At 72.6% G+C, this 26,288-nt stretch carries 26 protein-coding genes; 16 read left to right on the forward strand and 10 right to left on the reverse strand.

From position 1 onward, the window contains the following. The first annotated feature begins 110 nt into the window (after positions 1-110). The 6 genes from Ae331Ps2_RS13180 (at position 111) to Ae331Ps2_RS13205 (ending at position 6,920) form a co-directional block, all read left to right on the forward strand. The gene (locus Ae331Ps2_RS13180) at positions 111-1,169 is read left to right on the forward strand and encodes a 2Fe-2S iron-sulfur cluster binding domain-containing protein (RefSeq protein WP_020622161.1); all 1,059 of its coding nucleotides are present in this window, start codon (positions 111-113) and stop codon (positions 1,167-1,169) included. After that, positions 1,166-2,374, forward strand: coding sequence for a toluene hydroxylase (locus Ae331Ps2_RS13185; RefSeq protein ID WP_020622162.1), 1,209 nt, complete (start codon positions 1,166-1,168; stop codon positions 2,372-2,374). Before Ae331Ps2_RS13180 ends, Ae331Ps2_RS13185 begins: the two co-directional genes overlap by 4 nt. Further along, positions 2,371-2,730 (forward strand): propane 2-monooxygenase effector subunit MimD, encoded by a 360-nt coding sequence (mimD, locus tag Ae331Ps2_RS13190; protein WP_020622163.1) that lies wholly within the window; start codon positions 2,371-2,373, stop codon positions 2,728-2,730. The genes Ae331Ps2_RS13185 and mimD overlap by 4 nt, the downstream gene beginning before the upstream one ends. Positions 2,731-2,907: 177 nt before the next feature. After that, positions 2,908-4,596 (forward strand): chaperonin GroEL, encoded by a 1,689-nt coding sequence (gene groL, locus Ae331Ps2_RS13195; protein WP_060713448.1) that lies wholly within the window; start codon positions 2,908-2,910, stop codon positions 4,594-4,596. 92 nt (positions 4,597-4,688) lie between these two features. Then, complete coding sequence (locus Ae331Ps2_RS13200) at positions 4,689-5,876, forward strand: amidohydrolase family protein (protein WP_139318839.1); 1,188 nt, start codon at positions 4,689-4,691, stop codon at positions 5,874-5,876. Between the two features lie 30 nt (positions 5,877-5,906). Further along, a complete protein-coding gene (locus Ae331Ps2_RS13205) occupies positions 5,907-6,920 on the forward strand; it encodes an ABC transporter substrate-binding protein (RefSeq protein ID WP_020626635.1) in 1,014 nt (337 codons plus the stop codon). Positions 6,921-7,019: 99 nt separating this feature from the next. Here the strand turns inward: Ae331Ps2_RS13205 and Ae331Ps2_RS13210 are convergent, their stop codons facing one another. The 4 genes from Ae331Ps2_RS13210 to Ae331Ps2_RS13225 all read right to left on the reverse strand — a co-directional run bounded on the left by Ae331Ps2_RS13210 (position 7,020) and on the right by Ae331Ps2_RS13225 (position 10,887). Next, entirely contained in the window at positions 7,020-8,165 is a 1,146-nt protein-coding gene (locus tag Ae331Ps2_RS13210; RefSeq protein ID WP_075308618.1) for an MFS transporter, read from the reverse strand. Positions 8,166-8,377: 212 nt separating this feature from the next. Beyond that, on the reverse strand, positions 8,378-9,004 hold the full coding sequence (locus tag Ae331Ps2_RS13215) for an MBL fold metallo-hydrolase (protein ID WP_075308616.1): 627 nt from the start codon (positions 9,002-9,004) through the stop codon (positions 8,378-8,380). Next, positions 9,004-10,092, reverse strand: coding sequence for an S-(hydroxymethyl)mycothiol dehydrogenase (locus tag Ae331Ps2_RS13220; protein ID WP_075308614.1), 1,089 nt, complete (start codon positions 10,090-10,092; stop codon positions 9,004-9,006). The genes Ae331Ps2_RS13215 and Ae331Ps2_RS13220 overlap by 1 nt, the downstream gene beginning before the upstream one ends. Positions 10,093-10,275: 183 nt before the next feature. Then, on the reverse strand, positions 10,276-10,887 hold the full coding sequence (locus Ae331Ps2_RS13225; RefSeq protein ID WP_075308612.1) for a hypothetical protein: 612 nt from the start codon (positions 10,885-10,887) through the stop codon (positions 10,276-10,278). 139 nt (positions 10,888-11,026) lie between these two features. Between Ae331Ps2_RS13225 and Ae331Ps2_RS13230 the strand changes: the two genes are divergently transcribed. Further along, positions 11,027-12,196 (forward strand): fumarylacetoacetate hydrolase family protein, encoded by a 1,170-nt coding sequence (locus Ae331Ps2_RS13230; RefSeq protein WP_075308610.1) that lies wholly within the window; start codon positions 11,027-11,029, stop codon positions 12,194-12,196. A 5-nt stretch (positions 12,197-12,201) separates the two neighbouring features. On the opposite strand, the gene Ae331Ps2_RS13235 is transcribed toward Ae331Ps2_RS13230, so the two are convergent. Then, positions 12,202-12,639 (reverse strand): thioesterase family protein, encoded by a 438-nt coding sequence (locus Ae331Ps2_RS13235; RefSeq protein WP_020627548.1) that lies wholly within the window; start codon positions 12,637-12,639, stop codon positions 12,202-12,204. Positions 12,640-12,668: 29 nt separating this feature from the next. Next, the gene (locus Ae331Ps2_RS13240) at positions 12,669-13,451 is read right to left on the reverse strand and encodes a MerR family transcriptional regulator (RefSeq protein ID WP_075308608.1); all 783 of its coding nucleotides are present in this window, start codon (positions 13,449-13,451) and stop codon (positions 12,669-12,671) included. 176 nt (positions 13,452-13,627) lie between these two features. On the opposite strand from Ae331Ps2_RS13240, the gene Ae331Ps2_RS13245 reads away from it, so the two are divergent. The 5 genes from Ae331Ps2_RS13245 to Ae331Ps2_RS13265 all read left to right on the forward strand — a co-directional run bounded on the left by Ae331Ps2_RS13245 (position 13,628) and on the right by Ae331Ps2_RS13265 (position 19,604). Then, positions 13,628-14,848 carry an acetyl-CoA C-acetyltransferase gene (locus Ae331Ps2_RS13245; RefSeq protein ID WP_198932122.1) on the forward strand — a complete coding sequence of 407 codons (1,221 nt, stop codon included), beginning with the start codon at positions 13,628-13,630 and terminating at the stop codon, positions 14,846-14,848. A 32-nt stretch (positions 14,849-14,880) separates the two neighbouring features. Beyond that, on the forward strand, positions 14,881-17,058 hold the full coding sequence (locus Ae331Ps2_RS13250; RefSeq protein ID WP_020627545.1) for a 3-hydroxyacyl-CoA dehydrogenase NAD-binding domain-containing protein: 2,178 nt from the start codon (positions 14,881-14,883) through the stop codon (positions 17,056-17,058). 174 nt (positions 17,059-17,232) lie between these two features. After that, positions 17,233-17,865, forward strand: coding sequence for a DedA family protein (locus Ae331Ps2_RS13255; RefSeq protein WP_249265609.1), 633 nt, complete (start codon positions 17,233-17,235; stop codon positions 17,863-17,865). A 165-nt stretch (positions 17,866-18,030) separates the two neighbouring features. Beyond that, positions 18,031-18,891, forward strand: a complete 861-nt coding sequence (locus Ae331Ps2_RS13260) for an ATP-binding cassette domain-containing protein (RefSeq protein ID WP_075308604.1) — start codon at positions 18,031-18,033, stop codon at positions 18,889-18,891. Between the two features lie 8 nt (positions 18,892-18,899). After that, positions 18,900-19,604 carry a hypothetical protein gene (locus Ae331Ps2_RS13265; RefSeq protein ID WP_139318837.1) on the forward strand — a complete coding sequence of 235 codons (705 nt, stop codon included), beginning with the start codon at positions 18,900-18,902 and terminating at the stop codon, positions 19,602-19,604. A gap of 82 nt (positions 19,605-19,686) precedes the next feature. On the opposite strand, the gene Ae331Ps2_RS13270 is transcribed toward Ae331Ps2_RS13265, so the two are convergent. Further along, complete coding sequence (locus Ae331Ps2_RS13270) at positions 19,687-20,370, reverse strand: TetR/AcrR family transcriptional regulator (RefSeq protein WP_075312438.1); 684 nt, start codon at positions 20,368-20,370, stop codon at positions 19,687-19,689. Positions 20,371-20,530: 160 nt separating this feature from the next. On the opposite strand from Ae331Ps2_RS13270, the gene Ae331Ps2_RS13275 reads away from it, so the two are divergent. From Ae331Ps2_RS13275 to Ae331Ps2_RS13285, 3 genes are read left to right on the forward strand one after another with little or no spacing between them, the layout of a single operon-like run. Continuing rightward, positions 20,531-20,890, forward strand: a complete 360-nt coding sequence (locus Ae331Ps2_RS13275) for a GntR family transcriptional regulator (RefSeq protein WP_043280317.1) — start codon at positions 20,531-20,533, stop codon at positions 20,888-20,890. Next, positions 20,887-21,780, forward strand: coding sequence for an ATP-binding cassette domain-containing protein (locus Ae331Ps2_RS13280; RefSeq protein ID WP_075329734.1), 894 nt, complete (start codon positions 20,887-20,889; stop codon positions 21,778-21,780). Before Ae331Ps2_RS13275 ends, Ae331Ps2_RS13280 begins: the two co-directional genes overlap by 4 nt. Continuing rightward, positions 21,777-22,526: a hypothetical protein gene (locus Ae331Ps2_RS13285; RefSeq protein ID WP_020625873.1), complete on the forward strand. Its 750-nt coding sequence runs from the start codon at positions 21,777-21,779 to the stop codon at positions 22,524-22,526. Before Ae331Ps2_RS13280 ends, Ae331Ps2_RS13285 begins: the two co-directional genes overlap by 4 nt. Positions 22,527-22,581: 55 nt before the next feature. On the opposite strand, the gene Ae331Ps2_RS13290 is transcribed toward Ae331Ps2_RS13285, so the two are convergent. Together Ae331Ps2_RS13290 and Ae331Ps2_RS13295 are read right to left on the reverse strand one after the other, a co-directional pair. After that, a complete protein-coding gene (locus Ae331Ps2_RS13290) occupies positions 22,582-23,139 on the reverse strand; it encodes a hypothetical protein (protein ID WP_075308600.1) in 558 nt (185 codons plus the stop codon). Next, the gene (locus tag Ae331Ps2_RS13295) at positions 23,136-24,149 is read right to left on the reverse strand and encodes an NAD(P)-dependent alcohol dehydrogenase (RefSeq protein ID WP_020625875.1); all 1,014 of its coding nucleotides are present in this window, start codon (positions 24,147-24,149) and stop codon (positions 23,136-23,138) included. The genes Ae331Ps2_RS13290 and Ae331Ps2_RS13295 overlap by 4 nt, the downstream gene beginning before the upstream one ends. Before the next feature lie 195 nt (positions 24,150-24,344). Between Ae331Ps2_RS13295 and Ae331Ps2_RS13300 the strand changes: the two genes are divergently transcribed. Continuing rightward, the gene (locus Ae331Ps2_RS13300) at positions 24,345-24,779 is read left to right on the forward strand and encodes a VOC family protein (RefSeq protein ID WP_020625876.1); all 435 of its coding nucleotides are present in this window, start codon (positions 24,345-24,347) and stop codon (positions 24,777-24,779) included. Here Ae331Ps2_RS13300 and Ae331Ps2_RS13305 read toward each other — a convergent pair whose 3' ends face one another. Beyond that, positions 24,780-25,973, reverse strand: coding sequence for a class I SAM-dependent methyltransferase (locus tag Ae331Ps2_RS13305; protein ID WP_249265608.1), 1,194 nt, complete (start codon positions 25,971-25,973; stop codon positions 24,780-24,782). Positions 25,974-26,288: the final 315 nt, after the last annotated feature.

The raw sequence follows: 26,288 nt of genomic DNA on the forward strand, positions 1-26,288 counted from the left end.
CCCGGGACCCCTGTCCGTCGGGCGGGGCCCGGGGCGACGCCTGCCCACGTCTGTCCGATTGGTCTTTTTTCTCACGCCATTCGTCACGCCAAGAGAGGTGGTCTGCGCTCGTGGGCGACAAACACGTCGTGCGGTTCGAGCCCGTCGGCATCGAGATCGAGGTCGACGAGGACCAGAACATCCTCCGTGCCGCGGCCGAGCAGGGCGTCCAGCTCATGCACGGTTGCAAGGAGGGCCAGTGCTCGGCCTGCAAGTCCTTCGTCCTGGAGGGCGAGGACATCGAGTACGACAGCTACTCGACGTTCGCGCTGCCGGACTACGAGAAGGACGAGGGGCACACCCTGCTGTGCCGGGCACACGCCTACGAGGACCTGGTCATCGAGCTGACCAACTACGACGAGGAGATCATCCGCTCCGGCCTGCCCCTCACCAAGGGCGTGGTCGAGGTGGTGTCGGTCGAGGCCGTCACCCACGACATGCGGCACCTGACCGTCAAGCTGGTCGAGCCGTCGGAGATCAAGTTCTTCCCCGGGCAGTACATGGACCTCGTCTGCCCCGGGACCGAGGAGAGCCGCTCGTTCTCCATGGCCAACACCCCGAACCGGGACGGCACCTACGAGTTCGTCATCAAGGTCTACCCGGGCGGGCTGTTCGGGACCTGGCTCGACGAGAAGGCCGCCCCCGGTGACCGGCTCGACGTCGAGGCGCCCTTCGGCACCTTCACCCTCCGGCAGAACCGCAGCTCGCCGATCGTCTTCGTCGGCGGTGGCGCCGGGATGGCGCCGGTGCTGGGCCTGCTGCGGGCGATGGCCGAGGGCGGGGTCGAACGACGAGCCACCTTCTACTACGGCGCGCGCACCGCGGCCGATCTCTGCTTCGAGAAGGAGATCGCCGAACTGGCGCCCCAGCTGGGCGGCTTCCGGTACGTCCCCGCCCTGTCCGACGTGGACGGCGGCGCGGACTGGGCCGGCGAGACCGGCCTGATCACGGAGGTGGTCAGGCGCAACGAATCCGATCTGAAGGGAGCGGATGCCTACGTCTGCGGTCCCCCGCCGATGGTCGACGCGGCGATCGCGACGCTGACCCAGCTGGGTGTGAGTGAGACCAACATCTTCTACGACAAGTTCACCACGACCGGTGAGCAAGAAGGCGAGGACGGACAGCAATGACTCAGTCCCCCACCACGCAGGACACGTCGTCCGGTTCGCAGCGCAGCGTTCCCAAGCCCGTCTTCACCGACGCGGAGGCCGGGGCACGGGAGTTCCCCGACTCGAGCTCGAACGCGCGCCGCTACAACTACTACGCGCCCGCCAAGCGCAAGCAGACGCTGTACGAGGACACCACCGTCGAGGTCCAGCCGGACCCGCGGCACTACCTCGCCCAGGGCTGGATCTACGGCTTCGCCAACGGCGAGGGCGGCTACCCGCTGCACTGGACCAAGCTCAAGGCCTGGGGCGTCGACGAGCCGGAGCCGCAGCGCGGCGTCGGCACCGGCGGCCTGCACGTGAAGAACTGGCCGGCCCACGGCTGGCACGAGTTCCGCGACCCGAACGAGGAGTGGGAGCAGAGCCTCTTCCGGTACAACGCGAACGTCGTCCGCCAGCTCACCCAGAACATCGAGAACGCCCGGAACGCGAAGGCGTTCGAGCTGTGGAACCCGAACTGGGTGCGCTTCGTCGAGCGCAACGTCGGCGCCTGGATGCACATCGAGCACATCCTCGGCCTCTACGTCTTCGCGTCCAACGAGCGGTCCGCGCCGACGAACATGCACAACACCGCGCTCGCCGCGAACTCCACCCGCAAGATCCGGTTCGCCCAGGACCTCGCGCTCTACAACCTGACGCTGTCCGAGGAGATCGACGGTTTCGACGGCACCGCCCACCTCGACGCGTGGGACAACGCGCCGGAGTGGCAGGGCGCCCGCAGGATGACCGAGGCCCTCACCGCGGTCCAGGACGACTGGGGCGAGGCGATCTTCGCGGCGAACTGCGTGTTCGAGCCCCTGGTCGGCGAGCTGTTCCGGTCGAACCTGGTCATGCAGTCCGCCGCCACCAACGGTGACTACGTGACCCCGACGGTCATGGGTGCCGGCGAGTTCGACTACGCCCAGCGCGACCTGCGCTGGTCGATCGCCTGCTTCGCGCCGCTCACCCAGGACCGCGAGTTCGCCGACCACAACCGGGAGCTCATGGGCGGCTGGCTCCGGACCTACGTGCCGCAGGCGCTGGAGGCCGCCCGGACGATGCAGCCGATGTGGTCCCAGTCGGACTCCAAGCCGCCGACGTTCGAGGACTCCCTCGACCGCGCCAAGAACCGGTTCGCCGGGATCTGCAGCGATCTCGGTCTCGACGTCCCCGAGGAGCTGAAGCAGTGACCAGCACGGACAGCCCGTTCAAGCAGGACAGCACCGCGTCGAACATGTGCGGATTCACGCTGATGAACAACCAGATCGGCGCGGTCATCGCGACGGTCCTGGACCGTCAGGACAACGTGACCGTGCAGCACCTGCCCTCGATGATCCGCGTCGACGGCACCGGCAAGTTCGAGCTCGACTACGAGGCGATGGACGAGGAGGCCGGCCAGGAGGAGGGCTGGTTCGACGCCGCCCAGTTCGAGGAGAACATGTCCACCCACTACGGGCGGATGGTCCACCTGGACGACAAGACGATCATGTTCGCCAATCCCGAGGACGCCGCCGAGTACATCGACTTCGACCTGAAGCCGGTGTAGGACCCGCTCCTCACCCGGATCGCACCGCCCGGGACGACGACCCGTCCCCGGCCCACCACGGTCGGCGACGGCCCGGGCGGTGCGTTCCACCCGCGCAGCGCGCCTGGACGGCGCCTCGGCTGCGCACGTTGATCCACACCCGCGCACCTGGACCGACTCTCTCCGGGAGGACCCACCATGGCCAAGGAACTCCGCTTCGGCGCCGAGGGCCGTCATCTGCTGCAGGCCGGCGTCGACCAGCTGGCCGAAGCCGTCAAGAGCACGCTGGGCCCCAAGGGCCGCAACGTCATCCTGGAGAAGATCACGGGCTCGCCCGAGGTCACGAACGACGGCGTCACCATCGCCCGCGAGATCCACCTGCGCGACCCCTTCGAGAACATGGGCGCCCAGCTGGTCAAGGAAGCGGCGGTCAAGACCAACGACACGGTCGGCGACGGCACCACCACCGCGACCGTCATCGCCCAGGCGATCGTCAAGCAGGGCATGAGCGCCATCGAGGGCGGCGGCAACCCGGTGCTGGTCAAGCGGGGCATCGACATCGCGGTCAACGCGCTCGTCGACCGCCTGCAGACGGTGTCGCACCCGGTCAGCACCGAGGAGGACTACGCCCGCGTCGCCTCCATCTCGGCCAACGACGACTACACGATCGGCGGGGTCGTCGCGAAGGCGCTGCACACCGTCGGCGACGACGGCGTCGTCACCGTCGACGACACCCCGCTGCCGGGCGTCTCGGTGGACTTCGTCGAGGACTTCGAGTTCGACAACGGCTACGTCTCGCCATACATGGTGACCAACCCCGGCACGCTCGAGGCGATCGTCGACGACCCCTACATCCTCTTCACCGCGCACAAGATCAAGGACGTCCAGCAGATCATGCCGGTGCTGGACCGGATCATGCGCAACGACCGGCGCCCGCTCGTCATCGTCGCGGAGACGGTCGAGGGCACCGCCCTGCAGATGCTGGTCCACAACCACGTCAACGGGCACTTCCAGGCCGTCGCGATCAAGGCGCCCGGCTTCGGCGAGAAGCGCATCCACCTGCTGGAGGACATGGCCGCGCTCTGCGGCGGACAGGTGCACTCCAAGAGCTCCTCGTTCTCGCTCGAGCAGATCGACGTCGAGCACCTGGGGCGCGCCGTGCAGGTGCGGGTCACCAGCGAGGGCACCACGATCATCGGCGGTGGCGGGGACAAGCAGAAGCTGGAGTACCGGCTGTCGCAGCTGCGCGCCGAGCTGGCCCGCGCGACCATCGGCACCGACGAGGACTTCTTCTCCGACCGCATCGCCCGGCTGTCCGGGAAGGCCGCGATCATCTCGGTCGGGGCACCGACCAACGCCGAGGCCCGCGAGATCCGGCATCGCGTGGACGACTCGCTGCAGGCGACCCGGGCCGCGGTGGCCGAGGGCATCGTCGCCGGTGGCGGCGCGGCGCTGCTGCACGCCGAGCCCGCCCTGGACGAGCTGGACGTGACCGGGGACTACCGGATCGGCGTCGAGATCGTCCGGCAGGCGCTCACCGAGCCCGTGCACCTCATCGCCTCCAACGCGGGCTACGACGGCGACGAGGTGGTCAAGCAGGTCACGACCATGGGCGTCGACGAGGGCTTCGACGCCCTGGAGGGCCGCTACGGGGACATGGTCGAGATGGGCATCATCGACCCGCTGCGGGTCGTGCGCTCCGCCCTGCAGAACGGCGCCTCGGTCGCCGGGCTGATCCTCACCACCAACTCCCTGGTGGCCGAGGAGGTCACGCCCTGGAACAAGGCCCTCATGACCGAGTTCGGCCAGCTCGACGAGGGCATCCCGCAGCCCAGCCCGGACTCGAGCACACCCCAGTCGATGGGGCTCGGCCCGTCGGTCGGGTAGGTACCGGCCAGCCCGGTCACAGGGAACCCAGGGGAGCGGCCCGGCACGCGCTGCGCGTGCCGGGCCGCTCCGCGACAGTGGAGGTGGTCGTCGTGGACCGGTGCTGCCCAGCGCCCCCGGGGCGTGGTGGTCTCCCGGCGGTCGTCGACGCCCAGGTGCACGGCTGGGACGGCAGGCCGCACAACCAGTCGGGCCCGGCGGGGGAGCAGTTCGTCGCCGACCTGCTGCACCGCCACCGGATGGTCGACCCCTCGCCGCGGCCGCTGTCGGCGGACGCGTTCGAGCTGGTCACGCCGCAGGCACTGGCTGCGCACGTGCTGTCCGCGGTGGACCGCGCGGTGCTGGTCCCTGCCGGGTTCGAGGACCTGTTCGTTCTCGGGTTCGCCGCGCCTGCCTGGCACGCCGAGCTCGCCGCCGAGCACCCCGGTCGGCTCGCGCTGGCCGGCGAGCTCGATCCCGCCGACCGGGCCCGTGCCCGTGGCATCGGCGCCCGGGTCGGTCGCGACGGTCTGCGCGCGCTGACCGTGCTGCCGGCCCGTCGTCCGGAGACCGCGCTGTCCCTGCGGGCACCGTGGCTGCGACGGACCCTGATCCGGGCGGAGCAGGCCGGCGCCGGGGTGGTCCACATCGGGGTCGCACCGACCGCGCGACCGTCGCGCGCGGCACCGGACTGGGCGCACGCGGGCGTCGTCGCCGAGGGGGAGGCGGCTCCGCGGCCCCGGTGGCCGGAGTGGGCCGAGCCGGTCCGCGCCGGGTCCGCCCTGCCGGTCCGGGTGCGCAGCGCGGGGCCGCTGCCGGCCGGGGCCGTCGACGTCACCGAGGTCGCCGCGCTGGCCACGGCCCTGCCCAAGATCCGGTTCGTGGTGGGCGCCGCCTGCGCCCCGACCGCGTCGCTGATCCGGCTGGCCCGCGTGCCCAACGTCTACGTGCTGCTCACCGACCTGCTGATCGCGTTGCGGCGACACCGGGTGCCGGCCGCGGAGGCGCTCGGTGAGCTGCTGGCCGCCTACGGCCCGGACCGGCTGATGTTCGGGAGCGGCTACCCGCTGGTGCGTCCGGCGCGGCTGATCCGCGACCTTATGACCTTCCGCTATCCCGACGAGCTGCGCGGACGGTTTCCCGAGCTCGACGACGACGTGCGCGCCGCCCTGCTCGGCGGTACCGCAGCGCGGGTGCACGGGTTCGACCTCGGCTGCGCCACGCCCCGCACCGGCCCGCGCCGCAGGGGCGCGCTGAGCCCACCTGAATGCAGCACAGGCAAGCCTAAGTTCGTGTCCTAGCATTCCGCCGGACGAGCGGAAGGAACGGACATGGGACTGACCCGGCGACAGATGCTCCTGGGGACGCTGGCAGCGGCCGGTGGCGCCGCCCTGGCGGGGTGTGGCGGGGGCGGCAGGTCGGAGACCGGCACCGGTGCCGCGACGGGGAGCGCCGGATTCCCGGTGACGATCGAGGGCAAGCTCGGCGCGGCGACGATCCCACAGGCCCCGCAGCGCGTGGTGTCCGTGGGCTACACCGACCACGACGCGATCCTCGCGCTCGGGGTGGCGCCGGTGGCGGCCCGCTACTGGTACGGCGACGAGAAGGTCGTCGTGCAGCCGTGGGCCCAGGCGGCCGCGCAGGCGGTGGGCGCGGCACCGGCGGTCCTGAACATGTCCTCCATCGAGCCCGAGAAGATCGCAGCACAGCGCCCCGACCTGGTGATCGGCCTCTACTCCGACCTCGACGCCCAGAGCTATCCGGTGGTGAGCGCCGTCGCGCCGACCGTCGGGCCACCGCGGGGGTTCGACGACTACGGCGCACCGTGGCAGGAGTACACCCGCGAGACCGGGCGGGCGCTGGGCAAGGAGGCCGAGGCCGAGAAGCTGGTCGCCGACCTGGAGGCCAGGTTCGTCGCCGCCCGCGACGCCGATCCACAGTGGAAGGGGCGCTCGGTCGTCGTCGCGAGCCGCAGCGCGGACAAGATCAGCGTGTTCTCCTCGCAGGACCCCCGCTCACGGTTCTTCACCGAGCTGGGGTTCACCGTGCCGCCGCGGATCGACCAGCTGGCCGCAGGCAAGTTCTACACCGAGTTCAGCTTCGAGCAGGCGAGCGAGCTCGACCACGACCTCATCGTCTGGGACCAGCTGTCGTTCACCCCCGGCGGGAAGGCGACGGTCGTCGGGGATCCGCTGCTGTCGCGGTTGCCCGCGATGCGCGACGGGCGCACCGTGTTCCTGGAGGGGGCCACCGAGCTGGCCTTCGCCTGGCAGACCGTGCTCAGCCTCCCGTCCGTGCTCGACGCGGTCGTCCCCGAGCTGCAGCGGGCGATTCCGAAGGCCTGACCCGCTCCCGTCGGGGTGGGGCGTGCCCCGGCCCCGGGGGCCGCCCTGCCACGCGACGCTCCTGCCGGTGGCGTCGCTGCGGGGTCCTCGTGGCGGTGGTCAGGCGCGACGACGGCGGACGGCCGGGGTGAGCAGGAACAGCACCGCGGCCGTCGTGCCGAAGGCGGGGGCGAAGCCGAAGGGCTCGGCGATCGCTCCCAGCCCGGTCGCCCCCAGGCCGGCCCCGGCGTCGTAGGCGATGTTCCAGACGGCGCTCGCCGGGCCGTACTGCAACGGCCCGGCGGCGGCGAACAGGGCGACCATGGCGTCGTTCTGCACGAGCCCGAACCCGGCGCCGACAGCGGCCGCCCCCGCCACCAGCAGGACCGACGCGAACGGAGCGGTGAGCACCCCGAGCAGCCCGACCGTGGCGCACGCGGTCCCGACCGGCAACAGGGCCCCGGGACGTCCGCTGCGGTCGGTGAGGGTGCCCGCGACGCCGCGGCCGAGCAGCGCCCCGAGCGCGGTGGCGAACAGCGCAGCGGGCACCGCGACCGTCGCCCCCGGCGCGACGAGCGGGGCGAAGGTGATCACGCCGCCCTGCGCGGTGGAGCAGCCCAGCATCGCGAGCACCGGCGCGGCGGGGAGTCGCCTGCGGGTCGCGCGGGGGTGCGGGACGGCGTCGTCGCGGCGGGGTGCGGGGGCCCGCCGGGGCCCGCGCACGAACGCCACCACCAGCGCCCCGGCGACCGGGGTGATCCCGGCGAGCAGGAACACCCCGGTGAACCCCAGCGCGTCGACGACCGCGACGCCCGCCGGCAGGAACAGCAGCTGGGGCAGGCCGACCGCGTAGCCGTAGCGCGCCGCCGCGCGACCGTGTGCGGACGGCTCGACCAGCTCCGCGACGAGCGCGCTCCCGGCGACCGTGGCCATCCCGAACCCGAGCCCACGGACGGCGGAGATCGCCAGCACCGGACCGAGGTCGGCGGTCAGCGCGAGCAACGGCGTCGGGAGGCCGAGCAGCAGTGACCCCACGACCAGCACCGGACGGTGCCCGACCCGGCGCAGCATCGCGGGCACCAGCAGCTGGGTGCCGACGGTGGCCGCCATCAGTACGCCCGTGCTCAGCCCCGCTCCGAACTCGCCGGAACCGCCCCGGGACACCCACAGCGGGACGACCGGCAGCAGCAGGGCGTACCCGCCGAACGCGAGCGCGGTCGAGGCGAGGAGCAGACGGAACGGGAGCGACGACAGCGAGCGGGGCACGCCCCACCGTGTCAGACGCACGCGTCGCGGCGCGTCCCGCGCCCCGGCTCCACGCTGCCCCTCGTCCCGCGCTGTCCGCTCGACCGCTCGCCGAGATGCAGCTCAGCGGGATCCGTGGCTCGTCCGAGCCCGCTGAGCTGCGTCTCGGTGTAGGAACCGCTGCGGCCCGGTCCCTGGGTGTGAGGGGCCGGGCCGCAGGTGGGGGTGTCGGGTCAGGATCGGTTGCGGATCCATTCGTCGAGGTGGGGTGCTTCGTCGCCGATGGTGGTGGGGTCTCCGTGTCCGGTGCGGACGCGGGTGTCGGCGGGGAGGGTGAGCAGGGTGGTGCGGATGGATTCGATGATGGCGTCGAACGATGAGTAGGAGCGTCCGGTGGCGCCGGGTCCGCCGTGGAACAGGGTGTCGCCGGTGAAGACGATGCCGAGTTCGGGTGCGTAGAGGCAGGACGAGCCGGGGGAGTGGCCGGGGGTCTGCAGCACCCGTAGGTCGATCCCGCCCGCGGTGAGGACCTGGCCGTCGGCGAGTTCCTGGTCGGGTGTGCGGTCGGGCCAGGTCATGTCCCACAGGACGTGTTCGGCGGGGTTGAGCAGGATCGGTGCGTCGAAGCGGTCGGCGAGGGTGGGTGCTTGGTTGATGTGGTCGTCGTGGGCGTGGGTGCACACGATGGCCTTCACGGTGCGGTCGCCGACGGCGTGGGTGATGGCGTCGGCGTCGTGGGCGGCGTCGATGACGAACACTTCGTGGTCGTCGCCGATGATCCAGACGTTGTTGTCGACGTCGAAGGATCCGCCGTCGAGGTTGAACGTCCCGGAGGTGACGACGTGATCGATGGGGGCCATCAGAGGATCACGACCGAGCGGAGGACGTCACCGGCGTGCATTTTGTCGAAGGCGGTTTCGATGTCGTCGATGCTGATGGTTTCGGTGACGAACTTGTCGAGGGGGAAGCGGCCTTGGAGGTAGAGGTCGATGTAGGTGGGGAAGTCGCGTGAGGGTAGGCAGTCGCCGTACCAGGAGGATGTGAGGGCGCCGCCGCGGCCGAAGTAGTCGATGAGCGGGATCTGGGGGGCGTGCAGGTCGGGGGTGGGGACGCCGACGAGGACGACGGTGCCGGCGAGGTCGCGGGCGTAGAAGGCCTGTTTGTAGGTTTCGGGTCGTCCGACGGCGTCGATGACGACGTCGGCGCCGTTGCCGTCGGTCACGGACTGGATGAACTCGACCGGGTCCTGTTCGGTGGCGTTGACGGTGTGGGTGGCGCCGAACTCTTCGGCCCACTTGAGTTTCCGCGGGTCGGTGTCGACGGCGATGATGGTGGTGGCGCCGGCGAGTGTGGCGCCGGCGATGGCGGCGTCGCCGACGCCGCCGCAGCCGATGACGGCGATGGAGTCTCCGCGCCCGACGCCGCCGGTGTTGATGGCGGCGCCGAGGCCGGCCATGACGCCGCAGCCGAGGAGGCCGGCGGCTTTCGGGTCTGCGTCGGGGTTGACCTTGGTGCATTGTCCGGAGTGGACGAGGGTCTTCTCGATGAAGGCGCCGATGCCGAGGGCGGGGGACAGTTCGGTGCCGTCTTCGAGGGTCATCTTCTGTGTCGCGTTGTGGGTGTCGAAGCAGTACTGGGGCTTGCCCTTGTTGCAGGCGCGGCACTGCCCGCAGACCGCGCGCCAGTTGAGGACGACGTAGTCGCCGGGGGCGATGTCGGTGACGCCGTCGCCGACGGTTTCGACGATGCCGGCGGCTTCGTGGCCGAGGAGGAAGGGGAACTCGTCGTTGATGCCGCCGAGTTTGTAGTGCAGGTCGGTGTGGCAGACCCCGCAGGCCTGGATCTTCACCACGGCCTCACCGGGGCCGGGATCGGGGACGATGATCGTCTCGACGGTGACCGGCTCACCCTTGGCCCGGGCCACGACGCCGCGTACCTGCTGTGCCATAACTCGTACTCCCACTCGTCCTCGATGCCGTCCGCTCGGGACGGATGCTCGGATGGCGACTCTGGCATGGGTGACCGGACGGTGCCAGGTCGGCTCCGGCTCTGCAACAGGTGTTTCGGCATGTGGGGGAACAGAACGGCCCCGGCCCACGGATCGCGTGGGCCGGGGCCGTCCCGGGTGGGCTCAGAAGTCGAAGTCGCCGCCCATGTCGAACCCGCCGCCGTCGTCGAAACCGGGGTCCTCGGCGGCCGGCTCCTCGGCCGGGGGCTCCTCGGCCGCGGCCACGTCCTCACCGGCACCGGCGTCGTCGAACATCGCTCCCGCGATCGCCGTGCCGATGAAGGCACCGGCGACACCGGCCAGCAGCGACCCGGCGATCATGCCGCCCATGCCGGGCGCACGGCCGCCGCCGAGCGACCGCTCCATGGTGCCGGGGTTGCGCATCTCCGCGCGGGTCGCCATCCGCGCCAGCTCCTGCGGATCGGTCGAGCGGGCCCGCTCGGCCTCGGGCACCTGCCCGCCGACGTCCTCGAGCACCTTCTGCCGCTGCTCGGGCGTCAGCTTCGCGAACGCCTCCGCGTGCGCCTGCTCCACCTGCTCGGGCGGTGCGGTGCGGAGCATGTAGCGGTAACGCTCGATCGCCTGCTGGTCGGGGTCCTGCTGCTGCGGTGCCGCGCCGAAGCCCTGCTGCGGCGTCGGGCCGGGCCCCTGCGGCCCAGCACCCCCGAAGCCCTGCTGCGGCTGTGCCTGCGCGCCTCCGGTGAGGCGCTCCTTGAGCTTGTCGAGCAGACCCATCTGCGGGTGTCCTCCTGCGTTCCGGTTCGAGTCCGGTTCCCGCCCGATCCGGACGGACCGGGCACACCGGTCGTAACGTGCGACCGTCACGGTGAGTTCCCCGCCCGCGCCGTCGCCGCATCGCCTACGGTCGGGGACCGTGACGACCGCGCCGCCGCCCGTTCCCGCCCTCGCACTCGGCGCCGTCGCCGGGAAGGGACGCCCCGGCGGCTCCCGCATCGCCTGCCCGCTGCCCGACGGCGGTCTGCTCGACGTCGGCTCGCTCGCCACCGCGCAGCGCGGCCCGTACCCGGACCTGCTGACCGCGCCCGACCTGACCCGGCTGCTCGACGCCGGCGCCCCGGCCTGGCGCGAGGTCGTCGAGTGGCTGCGCGAGTGGCGCGCGGACCACGAGCGGGCCGCCGCGCACCGCCTGCCCGACGAGGGGCTGGTCCCGGTGCTGCCCTTCGCCGTCGCCGACTACGTCGACTTCTACGCCTGCGAGCAGCACGCGCGGAACGCCGGTCTGATCTTCCGCCCGGACGCCTCGGACCCGCTCACCCCGAACTGGCGACGGATGCCGGTCGGGTACCACGGCCGCTCCGGCACGGTCCGGGTCACCGGCACCCCGGTCGCGCGTCCGTCGGGACAGCGTGGGCCCGAGGACTTCGGCCCCTGCGCCACGCTCGACTTCGAGGCGGAGCTCGGCTTCGTCCTGGGCGGACCGGTACCGGGACCGGTCGGGATCGACGACGCCGCCGACCACGTCTTCGGCGTCGTGCTGCTCAACGACTGGTCCGCCCGCGACATCCAGTTCTTCGAGTCCCGCCCGCTCGGCCCGCACCTGGGCAAGTCGTTCGCGACGTCGATCTCGGCCTGGGTGACCCCGCTCGACGAGCTGTCCGCGGCCCGGGTCCCGCTGCCCGTGCACGATCCCGCGTCGCTGCCCTACCTCACCCCGACCGGCCCCGCGCTCGGCCTGGACCTCGACCTCGCCGTGCACCTCAACGGCGAGCTGATCGCGTCCCCGCCGGCGAGGGACCTGTACTGGTCCCCTGAACAGATGGTGGCCCACCTGACCTCGGGCGGGGCCGGGCTGCGCGCCGGTGACCTGCTCGGCTCGGGCACGATCTCCGGTGCGGAGCGCGGGGAGTTCGGCTCGATGCTGGAGCTGTCCTGGAACGGCCGTGACCCGGTCGCGCTCCCCGGTGGTGCCTCACGCGCCTGGCTGGAGGACGGCGACGAGGTCGTGATGACCGCGACCGCGCCCGCCCGCGACGGTGGCAGGATCGCCCTCGGCGAGGTCCGCGGCCGGATCCGCGGCACCTGACCGGATCAGGGCCGCAGCGGCATCAGCGGCTCGGGATCGCCGAGCGCGTTGTGGATCAGCGCCGGGATCTCCTGCTTGCCGCTGCCGTCGACGGCGATCACCACGTAGACGGTGCGGCAGTCGCAGGTGACGGTGCGCTCGCCCGTGTCGTCGAGGGCGCGGACCTGGAAGTCGAGCGCGAAGCTGGTCCGGCCGATCCGCGCCGTCGACACCGCGACGACGACGTCCTCGCCCCACCCGACCCCGGCCCGCCAGTCGAGTTCGGTGTGGACGAGCTGGATGTCGTAGCCGGCGTCGAGCATCGCCCGGTAGGTGAGGCCGCGGTGCTCGAGGAACTCGGTCATCGCCTCGTCGAACCAGGCGAGGTACCAGGCGTTGAACACCACACCCTGGGCGTCGACCTCGTGGTAGCGCACCCGGACCGGGAACTCGAAGTTCGCCATGGACCGATGCTACGACCGCCCTGTCGCGCTCACCCCTCCTGACGGTCGGCCGTGGCGCGACCGGAGTCGACGCGTTCGCGGATGGCCCGGTTGACCGCCCGCCCGAACGCGGCGACGACGCCCTGCACGGTGATCGGCTTGAGCCGGGAGAACGCGGCGGCCAGCCGTCGTCGCTCCTCGGCGGGGCGGCCGCGGTCCCGGTAGGGCTGCAGGACCTCCTCCTGGAACAGCGTCATCAGGTCCTCCGCGAGCGCGGAGGTGTGCCGCTCGATGAGGTCGTGCGAGCGCTTCCACAGCTCCGGCGGCAGGCCCGCGTCCAGCGCCTGCAGGGCCGAACCGAGCGCGACCATCCCGTGCAGCCGCACGGAGTCCGGTCCCGCGTCCGGCAGCCGGGTCAGGGCGCCGAGCTGCTCCAGGGTGGTGACCTCGTCGTCGGACAGGCGACGCCCGGCGCGGCGGTCCAGGCCGGCGCGGTCGAGCTCCTCGTCGACCTCGGGCAGCCAGGGGGTGAGCAGTGCCCGCTGCAGGGCCAGCTCCTCCGGCGCGGTCTCCAGCGGCACCTGTTCCAGCTGCCGCTCGATGGCGGCCAGTGTGAACCCGAGCCCGGTGAGCTCGCCGATCAGCTCCAGCCGGGCGCGGTGCGCCGCGTCGTAGAGGCCGGTGCGGCCCCGCAACCGGGGCGCCGGGATGAGCCCCTTGCCCGCGTAGAAGCGGATGGTGCGCACCGAGATGCCGGTCCGCTCGGCGAGCTGGTCGACGGTGAGCAGCTCGGGGGAGCCGTCGTCGCTCGAGGCATCGGTGGCGGCGGACATGACCGCAGGTTACGGGCCGGGCGTCCTATGCGACAGTGGTGGTGTGACATGGTCGCTGTCACGTTCTTCGACGGCCGTCTTGACCCATGTGACAGTGCTGCTGTAACAAAAGCTACTAGTAAGTAGGGGCAGTGCCGCCCGGCCGCCCCGGCGCCGACCACCCACGAGAGGTTCGGATGAGCGAGATCCCCGAGGCCTACATCTACGACGCGATCCGCACACCCCGCGGCCGGGGCAAGGCCTCCGGTTCGCTGCACGAGGTCAAGCCGATCTCGCTGGTGACCGGCCTGATCGACGCGGTCCGCGAGCGGAACCCGCAGCTCGACACGAACACCATCGACGACCTGGTGCTGGGTGTCGTCTCGCCGATCGGCGACCAGGGCGGTGACATCGCCAAGACCGCCGCGATCGCGGCCGGGCTGCCCGACACCGTCGCCGGTGTGCAGCTCAACCGGTTCTGCGCGTCCGGCCTGGAGGCCGTGAACACCGCGACCCAGAAGGTCCGCTCCGGCATGGAGGAGCTCGTCCTCGCCGGTGGCGTCGAGGCCATGAGCCGCGTGCCGATGGGCTCCGACGGTGGCGCCTGGGCGATGGACCCCGACACCAACTACCGCACCGGCTTCGTGCCCCAGGGCATCGGCGCCGACCTCATCGCCACCATCGAGGGCTGGTCCCGCGAGGACGTCGACACCTTCGCCGTGGAGTCGCAGACCCGTGCGGCCAAGGCGTGGGCCGACGGCCGCTTCGCGAACTCGATCGTCCCGGTCAAGGACCGCAACGGGGTGACCGTCCTCGACCGCGACGAGCACATCCGGGCCGGCGCGACCGTCGAGACGCTCGGTGGGCTCAAGCCGTCGTTCGAGATGATGGGCCGCGACGGCGGTTTCGACGCGGTGGCGCTGCAGAAGTACCACTGGATCGAGAAGATCGACCACGTCCACCACGCGGGCAACTCCTCCGGCATCGTCGACGGCGCCGCGCTGACCCTGATCGGCACCGAGGCGGCCGGGAAGGCCAACGGCCTGACCCCGCGGGCCCGGATCGTCGCCACCGCGCTGTCCGGCGCGGACCCGACCATCATGCTGACCGGCCCGGCGCCCGCCGCGCGCAAGGCGCTGGCCAAGGCCGGGCTGTCGGTCGGCGACATCGACCTCTTCGAGATCAACGAGGCCTTCGCGGCCGTCGCGCTGCGTTTCATGCGCGACATGGACATCTCGCACGACATCACCAACGTCAACGGCGGCGCCATCGCCATGGGCCACCCGCTGGGCGCCACCGGCGCGATGATCCTCGGCACCCTCGTCGACGAGCTGGAGCGCCGTGACCTGCGCCGCGGCCTGGCCACGCTCTGCGTGGGCGGCGGCATGGGCATCGCCACCATCGTCGAGCGCGTCTGAATCTCCCGGAATCTCGGAAGGACTGAACAGCAGTGAGTGAGCAGAAGGCCGTCCGCTGGGAGAAGGACGCCGACGGCATCGCCGTCGTCACCCTCGACGATCCCGCCAGCAGCGCCAACACCATGAACGACGCCTACCGCGACGCCATGCGGGAGGTCGTCGACGACCTGGTGAAGCACAAGGACGACATCGTCGGTGTCGTCATCACCTCGGCCAAGAAGACCTTCTTCGCCGGCGGGAACCTGGACCAGCTCATCGCGGCCGGCCCCGACGACGCCGAGCAGATCCTCACGATGGTCGCCGAGGTCAAGGGCCAGCTGCGCACGCTGGAGACCTTCGGCCGTCCGGTCGCGTCCGCCCTGGTGGGCGCGGCGCTCGGCGGAGGCCTGGAGATCGCGCTGGCCACCCACCACCGGGTCGGCGTCGACGCGAAGGGCGTGGTCTACGGCCTGCCCGAGGTCAGCCTCGGCCTGCTGCCCGGCGGTGGCGGCGTCACCCGCGTCACCCGCATGCTGGGCATCGCGAACGGTTTCATGAACGTCCTCGCGCAGGGCCAGCGGCACAAGCCGGCCAAGGCGCTGGAGCTGGGCCTGATCGACGAGCTCGCGGCCACCCGCGAGGAGGCGTTCGACAAGGCCCGCGCCTGGGTGCTCGCCAACCCCGAGCACACCACCCAGCCCTGGGACCGGCCGAAGTACAAGATCCCCGGCGGCACGCCGTCGAACCCGTCGCTCGCGTCGATCCTGCCCGCGTTCCCGGCGAACCTGCGCAAGCAGCTCAAGGGCGCGCCGATGCCGGCGCCGCGCAACATCCTCTCCGCGGCCGTCGAGGGCAGCCAGGTCGACTTCGACACCGCGCTCAAGATCGAGGGCCGCTACTTCGCGGAGCTCGTCACCGGCCCGGTCGCGAAGAACATGATCAAGGCGTTCTTCTTCGACCTGAACGCGATCAACGGCGGCAAGTCCCGCCCCAGCGCGCCGGAGAAGTGGCAGCCCACCAAGGTCGCGGTGCTCGGCGCCGGGATGATGGGTGCTGGCATCGCCTACGTCTGCTCCCTCGCCGGCTGGGAGGTCGTCCTCAAGGACGTCTCGAAGGAGGCCGCCGAGAAGGGCAAGGCCTACTCCCAGGGGCTGGTCGAGAAGGGCGTCGCGCGCGGCAAGACCACGCAGGAGAAGGGCGACGCGCTGCTCGGCCGGATCCTGCCGACCGACGACTACGCCGACCTCGCCGGCTGCGACGTCGTCATCGAGGCCGTGTTCGAGTCCGTGGAGCTGAAGCAGGAGGTGTTCCGCGAAGCCGCGAAGTACATCAACGCCGACGCGCTGCTGTGCTCGAACACCTCGACGCTGCCGATCACCGAGCTGGCCAAGGGGGTCGACCGTCCGGACGACTTCATCGGTCTGCACTTCTTCTCGCCGGTCGACAAGATGCCGCTGGTCGAGATCATCAAGGGTGAGCGGACCGGCGACGAGGCACTGGCCAAGGCGTTCGACCTGACCCTGGGGATCAAGAAGACCCCGATCGTCGTCAACGACTCCCGTGGGTTCTTCACCAGCCGGGTCATCGGCACCTTCATCAACGAGGGCGTCGCGATGATCGCCGAGGGCATCGACCCGCAGACGATCGAGCAGGCGTCGTCGCAGGCCGGCTACCCGGCCCCGGTGCTGCAGCTGATGGACGAGCTGACCCTCACGCTGCCGCGCAAGATCCGCGAGGAGACGAGGAAGGGCGTCGAGGCCGCCGGCGGCACCTGGACCCCGCACCCGTCCGACCCGGTGATCGACCGGCTCGTCGACGAGTTCGACCGCAAGGGCAAGAGCTCCGGCGCCGGGTTCTACGAGTACGAGAACGGCAAGCGCACCCGCCTGTGGCCGGGCCTGCGCGAGCAGTTCGGTGCGACGAACCACGACGTCGACCTGCACGAGCTGTCCGAGCGCATGCTGTTCATCGAGTCGATCGAGACCGTGAAGTGTGTCGACGAGGGCGTGCTGACCACCGTCGCCGACGCCAACATCGGCTCGATCTTCGGCATCGGCTTCCCGGCCTGGACCGGTGGCGTGCTGCAGTACATCGAGGGCTACCCCGGTGGCCCGGCCGGCTTCGTGGCCCGTGCCGACGAGCTCAAGGCCAAGTACGGCGAGCGCTTCGAGGTCCCGCAGTCCCTGCGTGACCGCGCGGCGAAGGGGGAGTCGGCCACCGCGGCCGCCTGATCCCGTCCGACACCGACCCCCGCCGGCCCCTCGCCGGCGGGGGTCGGTGCGTTCCGGATCCGCCGCGCGCCGTTCTCGCCGCGCTGCTCGTCGGTCGAGCGGATCCGGCCCGCCCGTCGGGACCGGTCGAACCGGACCAACCGGGCGATCTGATCTTCAGGCACCATGGGGTGCGTGACGCAGTGGGTGTTCGACATCGTGGACCGGCTCGGCGCCGCAGGCATCGGGTTGCTGATCTTTCTGGAAAATGTGATCCCCCCGATCCCGTCGGAGGTGATCCTCCCGCTGGGCGGCTTCCGCGCCTCGACCGGCGCGATGAGCCCCATCGGCGTCTGGGCGGCGGCCACGATGGGGGCCGTCGCCGGTGCGCTGGTGCTCTACGCGCTGGGGCACTGGCTCGGCTACGAACGGGTGCACCGGCTGTGCGGCCGCCGTTGGTTCGTCGTCTCCAGCCAGAAGGACCTGGAGAAGGGGCTGGCCCTGTTCGAGCGCTGGGGGAACTGGTTCGTCCTCGGCGGGCGCTGCATCCCGATCGTGCGCAGCCTCATCTCGATCCCGGCCGGGATCGCCCGGATGCCGCTGCTGCGGTTCACCGCGTTGTCCGCGATCGGCAGCGGTGTCTGGAACGCGCTGTTCGTCTACCTCGGCTTCGCGCTCGGTGAGCGCTGGGAGGTCATCGAGATCTACATGTCGCCGATCAGCAAGGTCGTCGCCGTGCTCGGCGCGGCGGTGATCGTGTGGCTGGTCGTGCGGAAGCTCCGGCAGCGCCGCAACCGCGACGCCGCGGTGTCGACCGGGACCGGCTGAACGCGCCGAGCCGACGCCCGGCTGCGCCGAACGGGTGATCTCGACAGCCCTGCGTACCGCCCCCGCCACGGGCCGTACCGCCGTGCCACCGCCGGCCCGGACGGCCGCGCCGCTGTGCGAACCTGATCGTCACGCACGCGGGAGACGAGCGGTGGAGGTGGTCGGGTGCGCCTGGTCGGGATCCACCACACCCACCCGTCGGGGGCGGTCGCGCTGCGCGGCGCCGACCTCGACGTCGACCCGGCCGTGCCGACCGTCGTGCGGGGCGGCAACGGGGCGGGCAAGTCCACGCTGCTGCGGATCGCCGCCGGCGCGCTCGCCCCGACCGCGGGTGAGGTCGAGGACGTCCCCGAGGTCGTCGGCTACCTGCCCGACCGCTTCCCGGCCGCTCGCAAGCTGACCCCGCGACGCTGGCTCGACCACATCGCCCGAGTGCGCGGCGTGGACGTCGACGACGCCGCCGACCGAGCCGATGAGCTCCTGACCGAGCTCGGGTACGACGGCGACGACGACGAGCCGATGGCCGACCTGTCCACCGGCAACGCCCGCAAGGTCGGGCTGGTGCAGGCGCTGGCCTGCGAGCCGGGGCTGCTCGTGCTCGACGAGCCCTGGAACGGCCTCGACGACGACGCCGCGGACGCCCTGACCAGGCTGCTCGCCGCGCGCGCCGCCCCGACCCTGCTGACCGACCACACCGGCACCGCGGCGGGCCTGCCCGGCGCCCGCCTGCACAGGCTGCGCGAGGGCCGGATCGCGACTGCCTCCGACCCGGACTCCGTGCCGCTGCCGACCGCGCCGCCGCCCGGGGCGATGATGCGCTTGGACATGGCCTGCGCGGGCGACCCCCGCCCGCTGCTGGAACGGGTGCTGCCGCCCGCCCGCGTCGAGGGCGCGGCGCCGGGCCGGTTCACCGTGCGGGTCCCCGCCCCCGAGAGCGACGCCTGGCTGGCGGCCGCGCTCGCCGCGGGCTGCGCGGTCCGCTCGGTGCGGCCGGTCCGTCCGGCTCCCCCGAGAGGCCGCCGGTGACGCGGCGGATGCGCTCGGCCTTCGCCGTCGCGATGCTGCTGGGCGAGGACGTCGGCCGCACCGAACGCTTCGTCGCCCCGCTGGTGCTCTACGCCGGCGCCCTCGCCGTGCTGTTCGGCGGGGCGCCCGGCCCGCTGCCCGCGCCGTGGGCGGCCAGCGCGCTGCTGCTCTACCCGGTCGGGGCCTGGCTGGCACACGCGCTGGCCGAGTCCGAGGACGACGACTCCCGCGCCGTCACCCTGTCCGCCGCGGGGGGCCCGTGGCCGGTCGCGGCCGGCGTGCTGATCGCCGCGACGGCCGGCGTGGCGCTGCTGGGGCTGCTCGCGGTGGTGTGGGGCGTGATCGCCGCCTGGGGCACGGCGACGACCGGGAGCCTGCTCGACGGCCTGCTCGCCCACCTGGCCTGCGGGATCACCGGCGCCGCGGTGGGGTCGGTGTTCTCGCGGCCGGTGATCCGCAACGAGGGTGTCGCGCTGATCGGTGCGCTGGTCGTGCTCGTGGTGACCGGGACGCAGCCGTGGCTGCCGCCGGTCGGGACCGCGGCCGCGGCGCTGGGGAGCGGGCGCCTCGGGGTGGGGCCGTTCGGCGACCTGATCGTCGCGCTGCTGGTGGCGGTCGCGGCGACGGCGCTCGTCGTCCGAGTCGAGCAGGGCGGGGTGCCGGGCGACCTGGGCGCACGCCTCCGCCGGCTCGCCGGGCGGCTGCGCCGCTGACCTGCGCCGCTGACCTGCGCTGCTCACCCGGAGCTAGTTCGACCGGCATCGGGCGGCGCCGCTCCTCGGGCCGGGGGAGCGCTCAGAGCAGGCCCGCGACCCGGCCCAGGCGTTCGACGGTGCCCGCGAACAGCGCGTCGCGGGCGTCGACGGCGTTCTCGAACTGGCCGAACAGCTCGAAGGACAGGTGCCCGAACAGCCCGGTCCATGCGGTGAGGGCGGCGAACACGGCCCCGTCGGACAGGTCCGGGAGGCCCAGTGCGGCGCGGACGCGGTCGGCGTCGGCGGCGAGCGCGGGGTCCGGTTCGGGCGCGTCGACGAGCGTCCCCGCGGCATGCGCGGTGGCCAGAGCGCGGGCGAGCGGCTCCAGGACCCGGGCCGCGACGGGGACGGTGCCGGTCGGCGCGTGGTAGCCCGGCACGGGGGAGCCGTAGATCAACGCGTACTCGTGGGGGTGAGCCAGCGCCCAGCCGCGCAGGGCCTGCGCGATCGCCCGCCACTGCTCGGCCGGGCTTGAGCCGGGGTCGGCCGCGGCGAGGGCGTCGGCGAGCGCGTCGTAGCTCTGCACGATCAGCGCGGTGAGCAGGTCGTCGCGGGTGGGGAAGTAGCGGTGCAGTGCCGAGGACACCATCCCGATCTCGCGGGACACGGCACGCATGGACAGCGCCGCCGCGCCGGTCTCGGCCAGCTGGCGGCGCGCCGCCGCGGTGATCTCGGAGACGAGCTCGGCGCGGGCCCGCTCGCGGGCGGTGCGGGAGGCGTTCACCGGGTCACCGTAGAGCACTGCATGAACAATGGTCGACGACGAGAGCGATGCTCTGCCAAGCGGAAGGTAGCGGCCGCCCCTGGACGCGGCGGCCTCTTGGCTCTATGGTTCATTACATGAGTAATGAACCACCGAGCTACGACACCGTGAGGCCGCCGTGATCGACGACGGCCGCCCGTTGTTCGCGCAGATCGCGGAGGACATCGCGTCCGCCGTGGTGGACGGGACCTACCCGGAGGAGACCCAGGTTCCGTCCAGCAACGAGCTCGCCGCCTTCCACCGGATCAACCCGGCCACCGCGGCGAAGGGTCTCAACCAGCTGGTCGCACAGGGTGTGCTCTACAAGAGACGGGGGATCGGCATGTTCGTCGCGCAGGGGGCGCGAACCCGGCTGTTGGAGAGCCGTCGCGAGGACTTCGCCCGGCAGTACATCGCTCCGCTGGTCACCGAGGCCCGCAAGCTCGGGATCGACCCCGAGCAGCTCAAGAAGATGATCGACGTCTGGGGGGACGACCGATGAGTACGAACGTGATCGCCATGCACGGCGTCACGAAGCGCTCCGGCAGCGACGTGACCGCGCTCGACGACGTGACGTTCGCGCTGGAGGAGAACCGCATCCACGGGCTGCTCGGCCGCAACGGCGCCGGCAAGACCACCGCGATGCAGATCCTCACCGCGCAGAACTTCGCGTCCTCCGGGCGCGCTGAGATCTTCGGCGAGCAGCCCTACGAGAACGCACCGGTGCTCGCCCGCACCTGCTTCATCCGCGAGTCGCTGAAGTACCCGGACTCCTACACCGTCGGGCACGCACTGCGCGCCGCCGCGACCGTGTACCCGCACTGGGACCAGGCGTTCGCCGACCAGCTGGTCGAGGAGTTCGCGCTCCCGCGCACCCGGCGGGCCAAGAAGCTCTCCCGCGGCCAGGTCTCCGCCGTCGGCGTGATCATCGGACTCGCGTCGCGGGCCCCGCTGACCTTCTTCGACGAGCCCTACCTCGGTCTCGACGCCGTCGCCCGCCAGCTGTTCTACGACCGCCTGCTCGCCGACTACGCCGAGCACCCGCGCACCGTGGTGCTGTCCACGCACCTCATCGACGAGGTGTCCGACCTGATCGAGCACGTCGTCCTGATCGACGGCGGCCGGGTCCTGATCGACTCCGACGCCGAGGACCTGCGGGGGAGCGCCGTCACCGTGACCGGGCCGGTCGAGGCCGTCGAGCGGTTCGCCGGCGGGCACGTCGAGCTGCACCGCGAGCAGATGGGTGGCTTCCTGCGCGTGACGCTGTCCGGCGCGGTGTCCGAGCCCACGCTGCCGGAGCTGCAGTTCGAGCCGGTCTCGCTGCAGCAGCTCGTCGTACGCACCACCCAGCAGAACTCCGCCGCCCGCTCCGACCGGAAGGTCCTGTCATGACCACCGCCGCTGCCGTCGCCGAGGTCGACCGTCCCGTGACCACCGGGAGCAGGCTGGCCGCGGTGCTCCGGATGAACCTCGTCGACGCCCGCAACCGGGTCGGCATGCCCTGGGTCATCCTGGCCGCCATCTTCGCGATCAACGTGGCCGTCTTCTGGGCCGTGCGTGCCGGTACCGGCTCCCCCGAGGGCGGGGTCACCGGTGCGCTCGCCGCGCTGTTCTTCATCGTGGGGTCGCAGTACCTGGTCACGATGACGCAGGTGATGCCGTTCGCGCTGAGCCTGGGCATCACCCGGCGGCACTTCTACACCGGGGTGCTGTCCCTGCTCGCGGTGGAGACCCTGCTGCACTCGGTGCTGCTGACCGTGCTGTTGGAGATCGAGGGGGCGACCGGCGGCTGGGGTGTCGGGATGCAGTTCTTCGCGGTGGGGTTCCTGTCGGGGCAGAACGTGCTGCTGACGATGCTCTGCTACTGGGTCCCGATGTTCGTGGTCGGCGCCGTGTTCCTGCTGTCCGGAGCGGTCTTCCGGCGCTGGGGGCAGCTCGGGGTGTGGGCGCTGGGCGTCGGCGTCGGACTGGTGGTCGGGGTGGCCGTGGTGCTGGTGACGCTGCAGCAGGCATGGCCGGCGGTGGGCCGGTTCCTCACCGGGGCGCCGGTGCCGCTGCTGCTCGCCGGCTACCCGCTGCTGGTGGGGGTGCTCGCCGCCGTCGGCGGCTACCTCGTCGTCCGGCGCGCCCGGGTCTGACGGCGCGGCAGGGCCCGGCACCCTCGTGGGGGGTGGTGCCGGGCCCCGTCCGCGTTCACCCGTGCAGGACGACCTCGGCCCGCTCCGGGGCACCCCCGGAGCGGGCCAGCTCCTGCTCGGCGCGGCGCCAGCCGTCGCGGAACGGGGCGTACCCGGGCCAGTCCGCCCGATCCCGCAGTCGCCGCTCCCGCTCGTCGGCGGGCGCGTCCACCCAGATCGCGAGCGCGGTCACCGGCGCGAGCTCGGCCGCGCCGCTCCCGCACCCTTCCAGCACGACGACGGGTGCCGGTGCGAGCGTCCGCTCTGGACCCGGCCGGTCGTGCACCCAGTCCCACGACGTCCAGCGCAGCGTCGTCCCGGCGGCCAGTGGGTCCCCGATCCCGCGCCGGGCCAGTGCCGGGACCCTGGCCAGGCCGTCCCAGCCGGGGCACAGGTCCTCGATCTCGAGCAACGGGGCGGCGAGCCGGTCGGCCAGCTCCCGGGCCCGGGTCGACTTCCCGGCGCCGGAGAAGCCGTCGACGGTGACCAGCCGGTTCCCGGCCGGGCCGGCGGGCGCGGTGGCCACGAGCCCGGCGACGACGTCGGTCCACCCGGGACCGGCGGCGAGCCTCACGGACGTACGACCACTTTGACCTGCGACGGGTCGGGGGACAGCGCGTCGCCGACGTGGTCGAGGTCGACGTGCCCGGTCACCAACCGGTCCAGCTCCACCGCACCGGTGGCGGCCAGGCGCACCGCGGTGGGCCAGGTGTTGGCGTAGCGGAAGGTGCCGGTCAGGGTGATCTCGCGGGACTGCAGCGCCGACACCGGCAGCGTCATCTCGTCGGCGCCCATCCCGACCAGCACCGCGGTGCCGCCGGGGCGGACCGAGGGCAGCCCGCCCAGCACCGCCGCCGGCACCCCGGAGCAGTCGACGAAGGCGTCCACCCCGGACACGTCGGTACCCGGGGCGACGACGTCGGTCGCCCCGAAGTCGCGGGCCAGCGCGGCACGCGCCGGGTCCGGGTCACTGACGACGACCTCCGCGGCCCCGAGCACCGCGGCCACCTGCGCGACGAGCAGACCGATCGGCCCGGCACCGGCGACGAGCACCCGCGACCCGGCCCCGGTGCGCGCCTTGTGGTGCGCCCACAGCGCGACCGAGAGCGGTTCGAGGAGCGCGGCGGCGTCGTCGGAGACGTGCTCGGGGACGGGGTGGGCGAAGTCGTCGGCGACCGTCACGTACTCGGCGAACGCGCCGTCGACCGGCGGGGTCGCGAAGAAGACCATGTCCGGGCACAGGTTGTAGGCGCCGGTGTGGCAGTAGCGGCAGCGCCGGCACGGCACGCCCGGCTCCAGCGAGACCCGCTCGCCGATCCGGCCGGTGTCGACGCCCTCGCCGACGCCGACGATCCGCCCGGACGGCTCGTGCCCGAGCACCATCGGCTCACGCAGCACGAACTCCCCGATCCGGCCGTGCCGGAAGTAGTGCACGTCCGAGCCGCAGGTGCCGACCGAGGCGACCCGCACCAGCACCTCGCGCGGGCCGGGGCGGGGGACCGGGCGCTGCTGGACCTGCAGCTCTCCGGCGGCACGCAGCACGCTGCACCGCATGGACTCGGGGACCTCGGCGATCGTCGTCACGCGGCCGACGGTTCCACGCCCGGCCGGGGGCGGGCAACGCGACACACACCGACCGGGCGGGACGTGCCGGTACCCGTGCGGCCGATCATGGGACGGCGGCCGTCCGCACCCCGGGCGGGCGCCGGTGGTGTACTGCACCGCGACGAGGAGCAGGCCCGGTCATCCCGCGGGTGGCCGGCGAGGAGAAGGACGCCCATGGGTTCGGCCATCGAACGACCGGCGGTCACCGGCTTCCACCACGTGTCGGCCGTCGTGACCGACGTGGAGTCCAGTGCGCTGTGGTACCAGCGCGTCCTCGGGCTGCAACGGCTGCCGATGACCTTCCCGCACCACGGTGCGGGCGGTGGCGACCCGGAGAAGGCGGCCCTGCTGCTCGACGCGGTCACCGGGGTGATGATCGAGCTGCACGCCGACGGCGACGGCAGCCCGGTCCGCGGGGCCCTGGACCACCTGGCGTTCGGCGTCGCGGACCGGGCCACCCTCGACGACTGGGCCGCCTGGCTGGACGCGCTCACGGTGCCGCACGGCGGCGTAGTCGACCGGACCGACCCGACCGACTACGCCACCCTGGAGTTCCGCGACCCGGACGGCATCACGCTGGAGTTCATCCACTTCCCCGGGCGCGGCTGATCAGGCGCTGCCCGGCTCCACGCAGACCAGGCCCCACGGCCGGTCCTCGATCCGGGTCATCACCACGGTCGCGTGCCGCGACCCGCGGCCGCGCAGCCTGCGGGCGAGCGCCTCGACGTCGCCGGCCAGGCCGCGGCGGCGCACGTCGACCGCCCCGACGTCCAGGTCGCGGAGCAGACGCGGCAGCCGCTTCTGGTCCCACGGGCGGGAGTCGAGCACCCGCAGCGGGCGGGCGAACGGGGTGGGCGGGGGCTCGTCGTCGCCGGTCAGGAACGCGATCCGCGGGTCGATCCGCGACGTCGAGGTGGCCCGCGCGAGCGCCGACACCAGCCCGGCGCGGGTGACGGCCGGGTTCGGGTCCAGCAGCCACCCGCCCGGCTCGCCGACCGCGATCCCGGTGTCCCCGTCCGGCGGGTCGGGCTCGCCGGAGAGCTGGTGCACCCCGTCGTCGTGGACGACGGTGGCGCGCGTGCGGGCCCCGGCCACCGCCGGCGACCAGGCGCACGCCTCCTTCAGCTCGCGCCCGAGCGCGAGGAACTCGATCTCCCAGCCGGCCGGGACGGTGTCGTGGTCGATGCCCGGGGCCGCCTTGACCCCCACCGCGCCGACCCGGCCGGTCAGCCCGACGCACCACTCCAGCGGCGGCTCGGACTCCCCGGTGCGCAGCCGGCCGCCGCCGGTGCGCCGGGCGGGGTCGACGAAGACACCGTCGGCGCCGGACAGGTCGACATCGCGGACGTCGGAGCGCACCGTGCGGGCCCGCCCCCCGTGTACGGCGGCGTTGCGGGCCGCCATCCACAGGTGCACCGGGTCGAGGTCGACGCCGGTGACGTCGTGCCCCGCGGCGACGAGCGACACCAGGTCCCCGCCGATCCCGCAACACAGGTCGAGCACCGTGCGGCCGGCGAACCGCGCGGCGCGGTGCCGTGCGATCACCTCCGACGACGCCTGTTCGAGCCCGTCACGGGTGAACCACATCTGCCGTGCCCGTGCGAACTTGCGGGCCGCCCGGTCGCGCAGGTCGGCCTGGGCCATCGCGTCGGCTACCAGCTCGGCGTCGTGCTCGCGGCGCAACGCGGTACCCAGTCGCAGCGCGGCGTCGCCGCCACGATCGGCGACGGCGAGCCGGTCCAGCAGTGCGGTGCCCTCCGGCCCGGCGAGCCGCTCCAGCCGGGCGATCGGATCGTCGATCACGACCCCAGTGTCCACTGGTACCGGCGGCACCGCTCCGGCCGGCGGCCACCGCTGGTGGCCGGAGCACCTGCGGCGGGCTGGAGCGACGGGCCGGCGTCCGCCGTGACCGGGGCGCCGTCGCGGGTCGCGGTGCTGGTCCGGGGGCAGGCACCGGAGACATCGCCCGCCCGGCCCTGACCAGCGGCGATCTGTGGCGACCGCTCGAACGGAGCAGCGGACTCATCCCCGTCGTCCCACTGATCCCGATTATTCCCGCGTTCCTTTGTGTCACAGCGCAATCGGAGCACCGGATGGATTCGGGTGACCGCCGTGAGG

This window comes from Pseudonocardia sp. Ae331_Ps2, from assembly GCF_001932405.1.
Lineage (GTDB): Bacteria > Actinomycetota > Actinomycetes > Mycobacteriales > Pseudonocardiaceae > Pseudonocardia.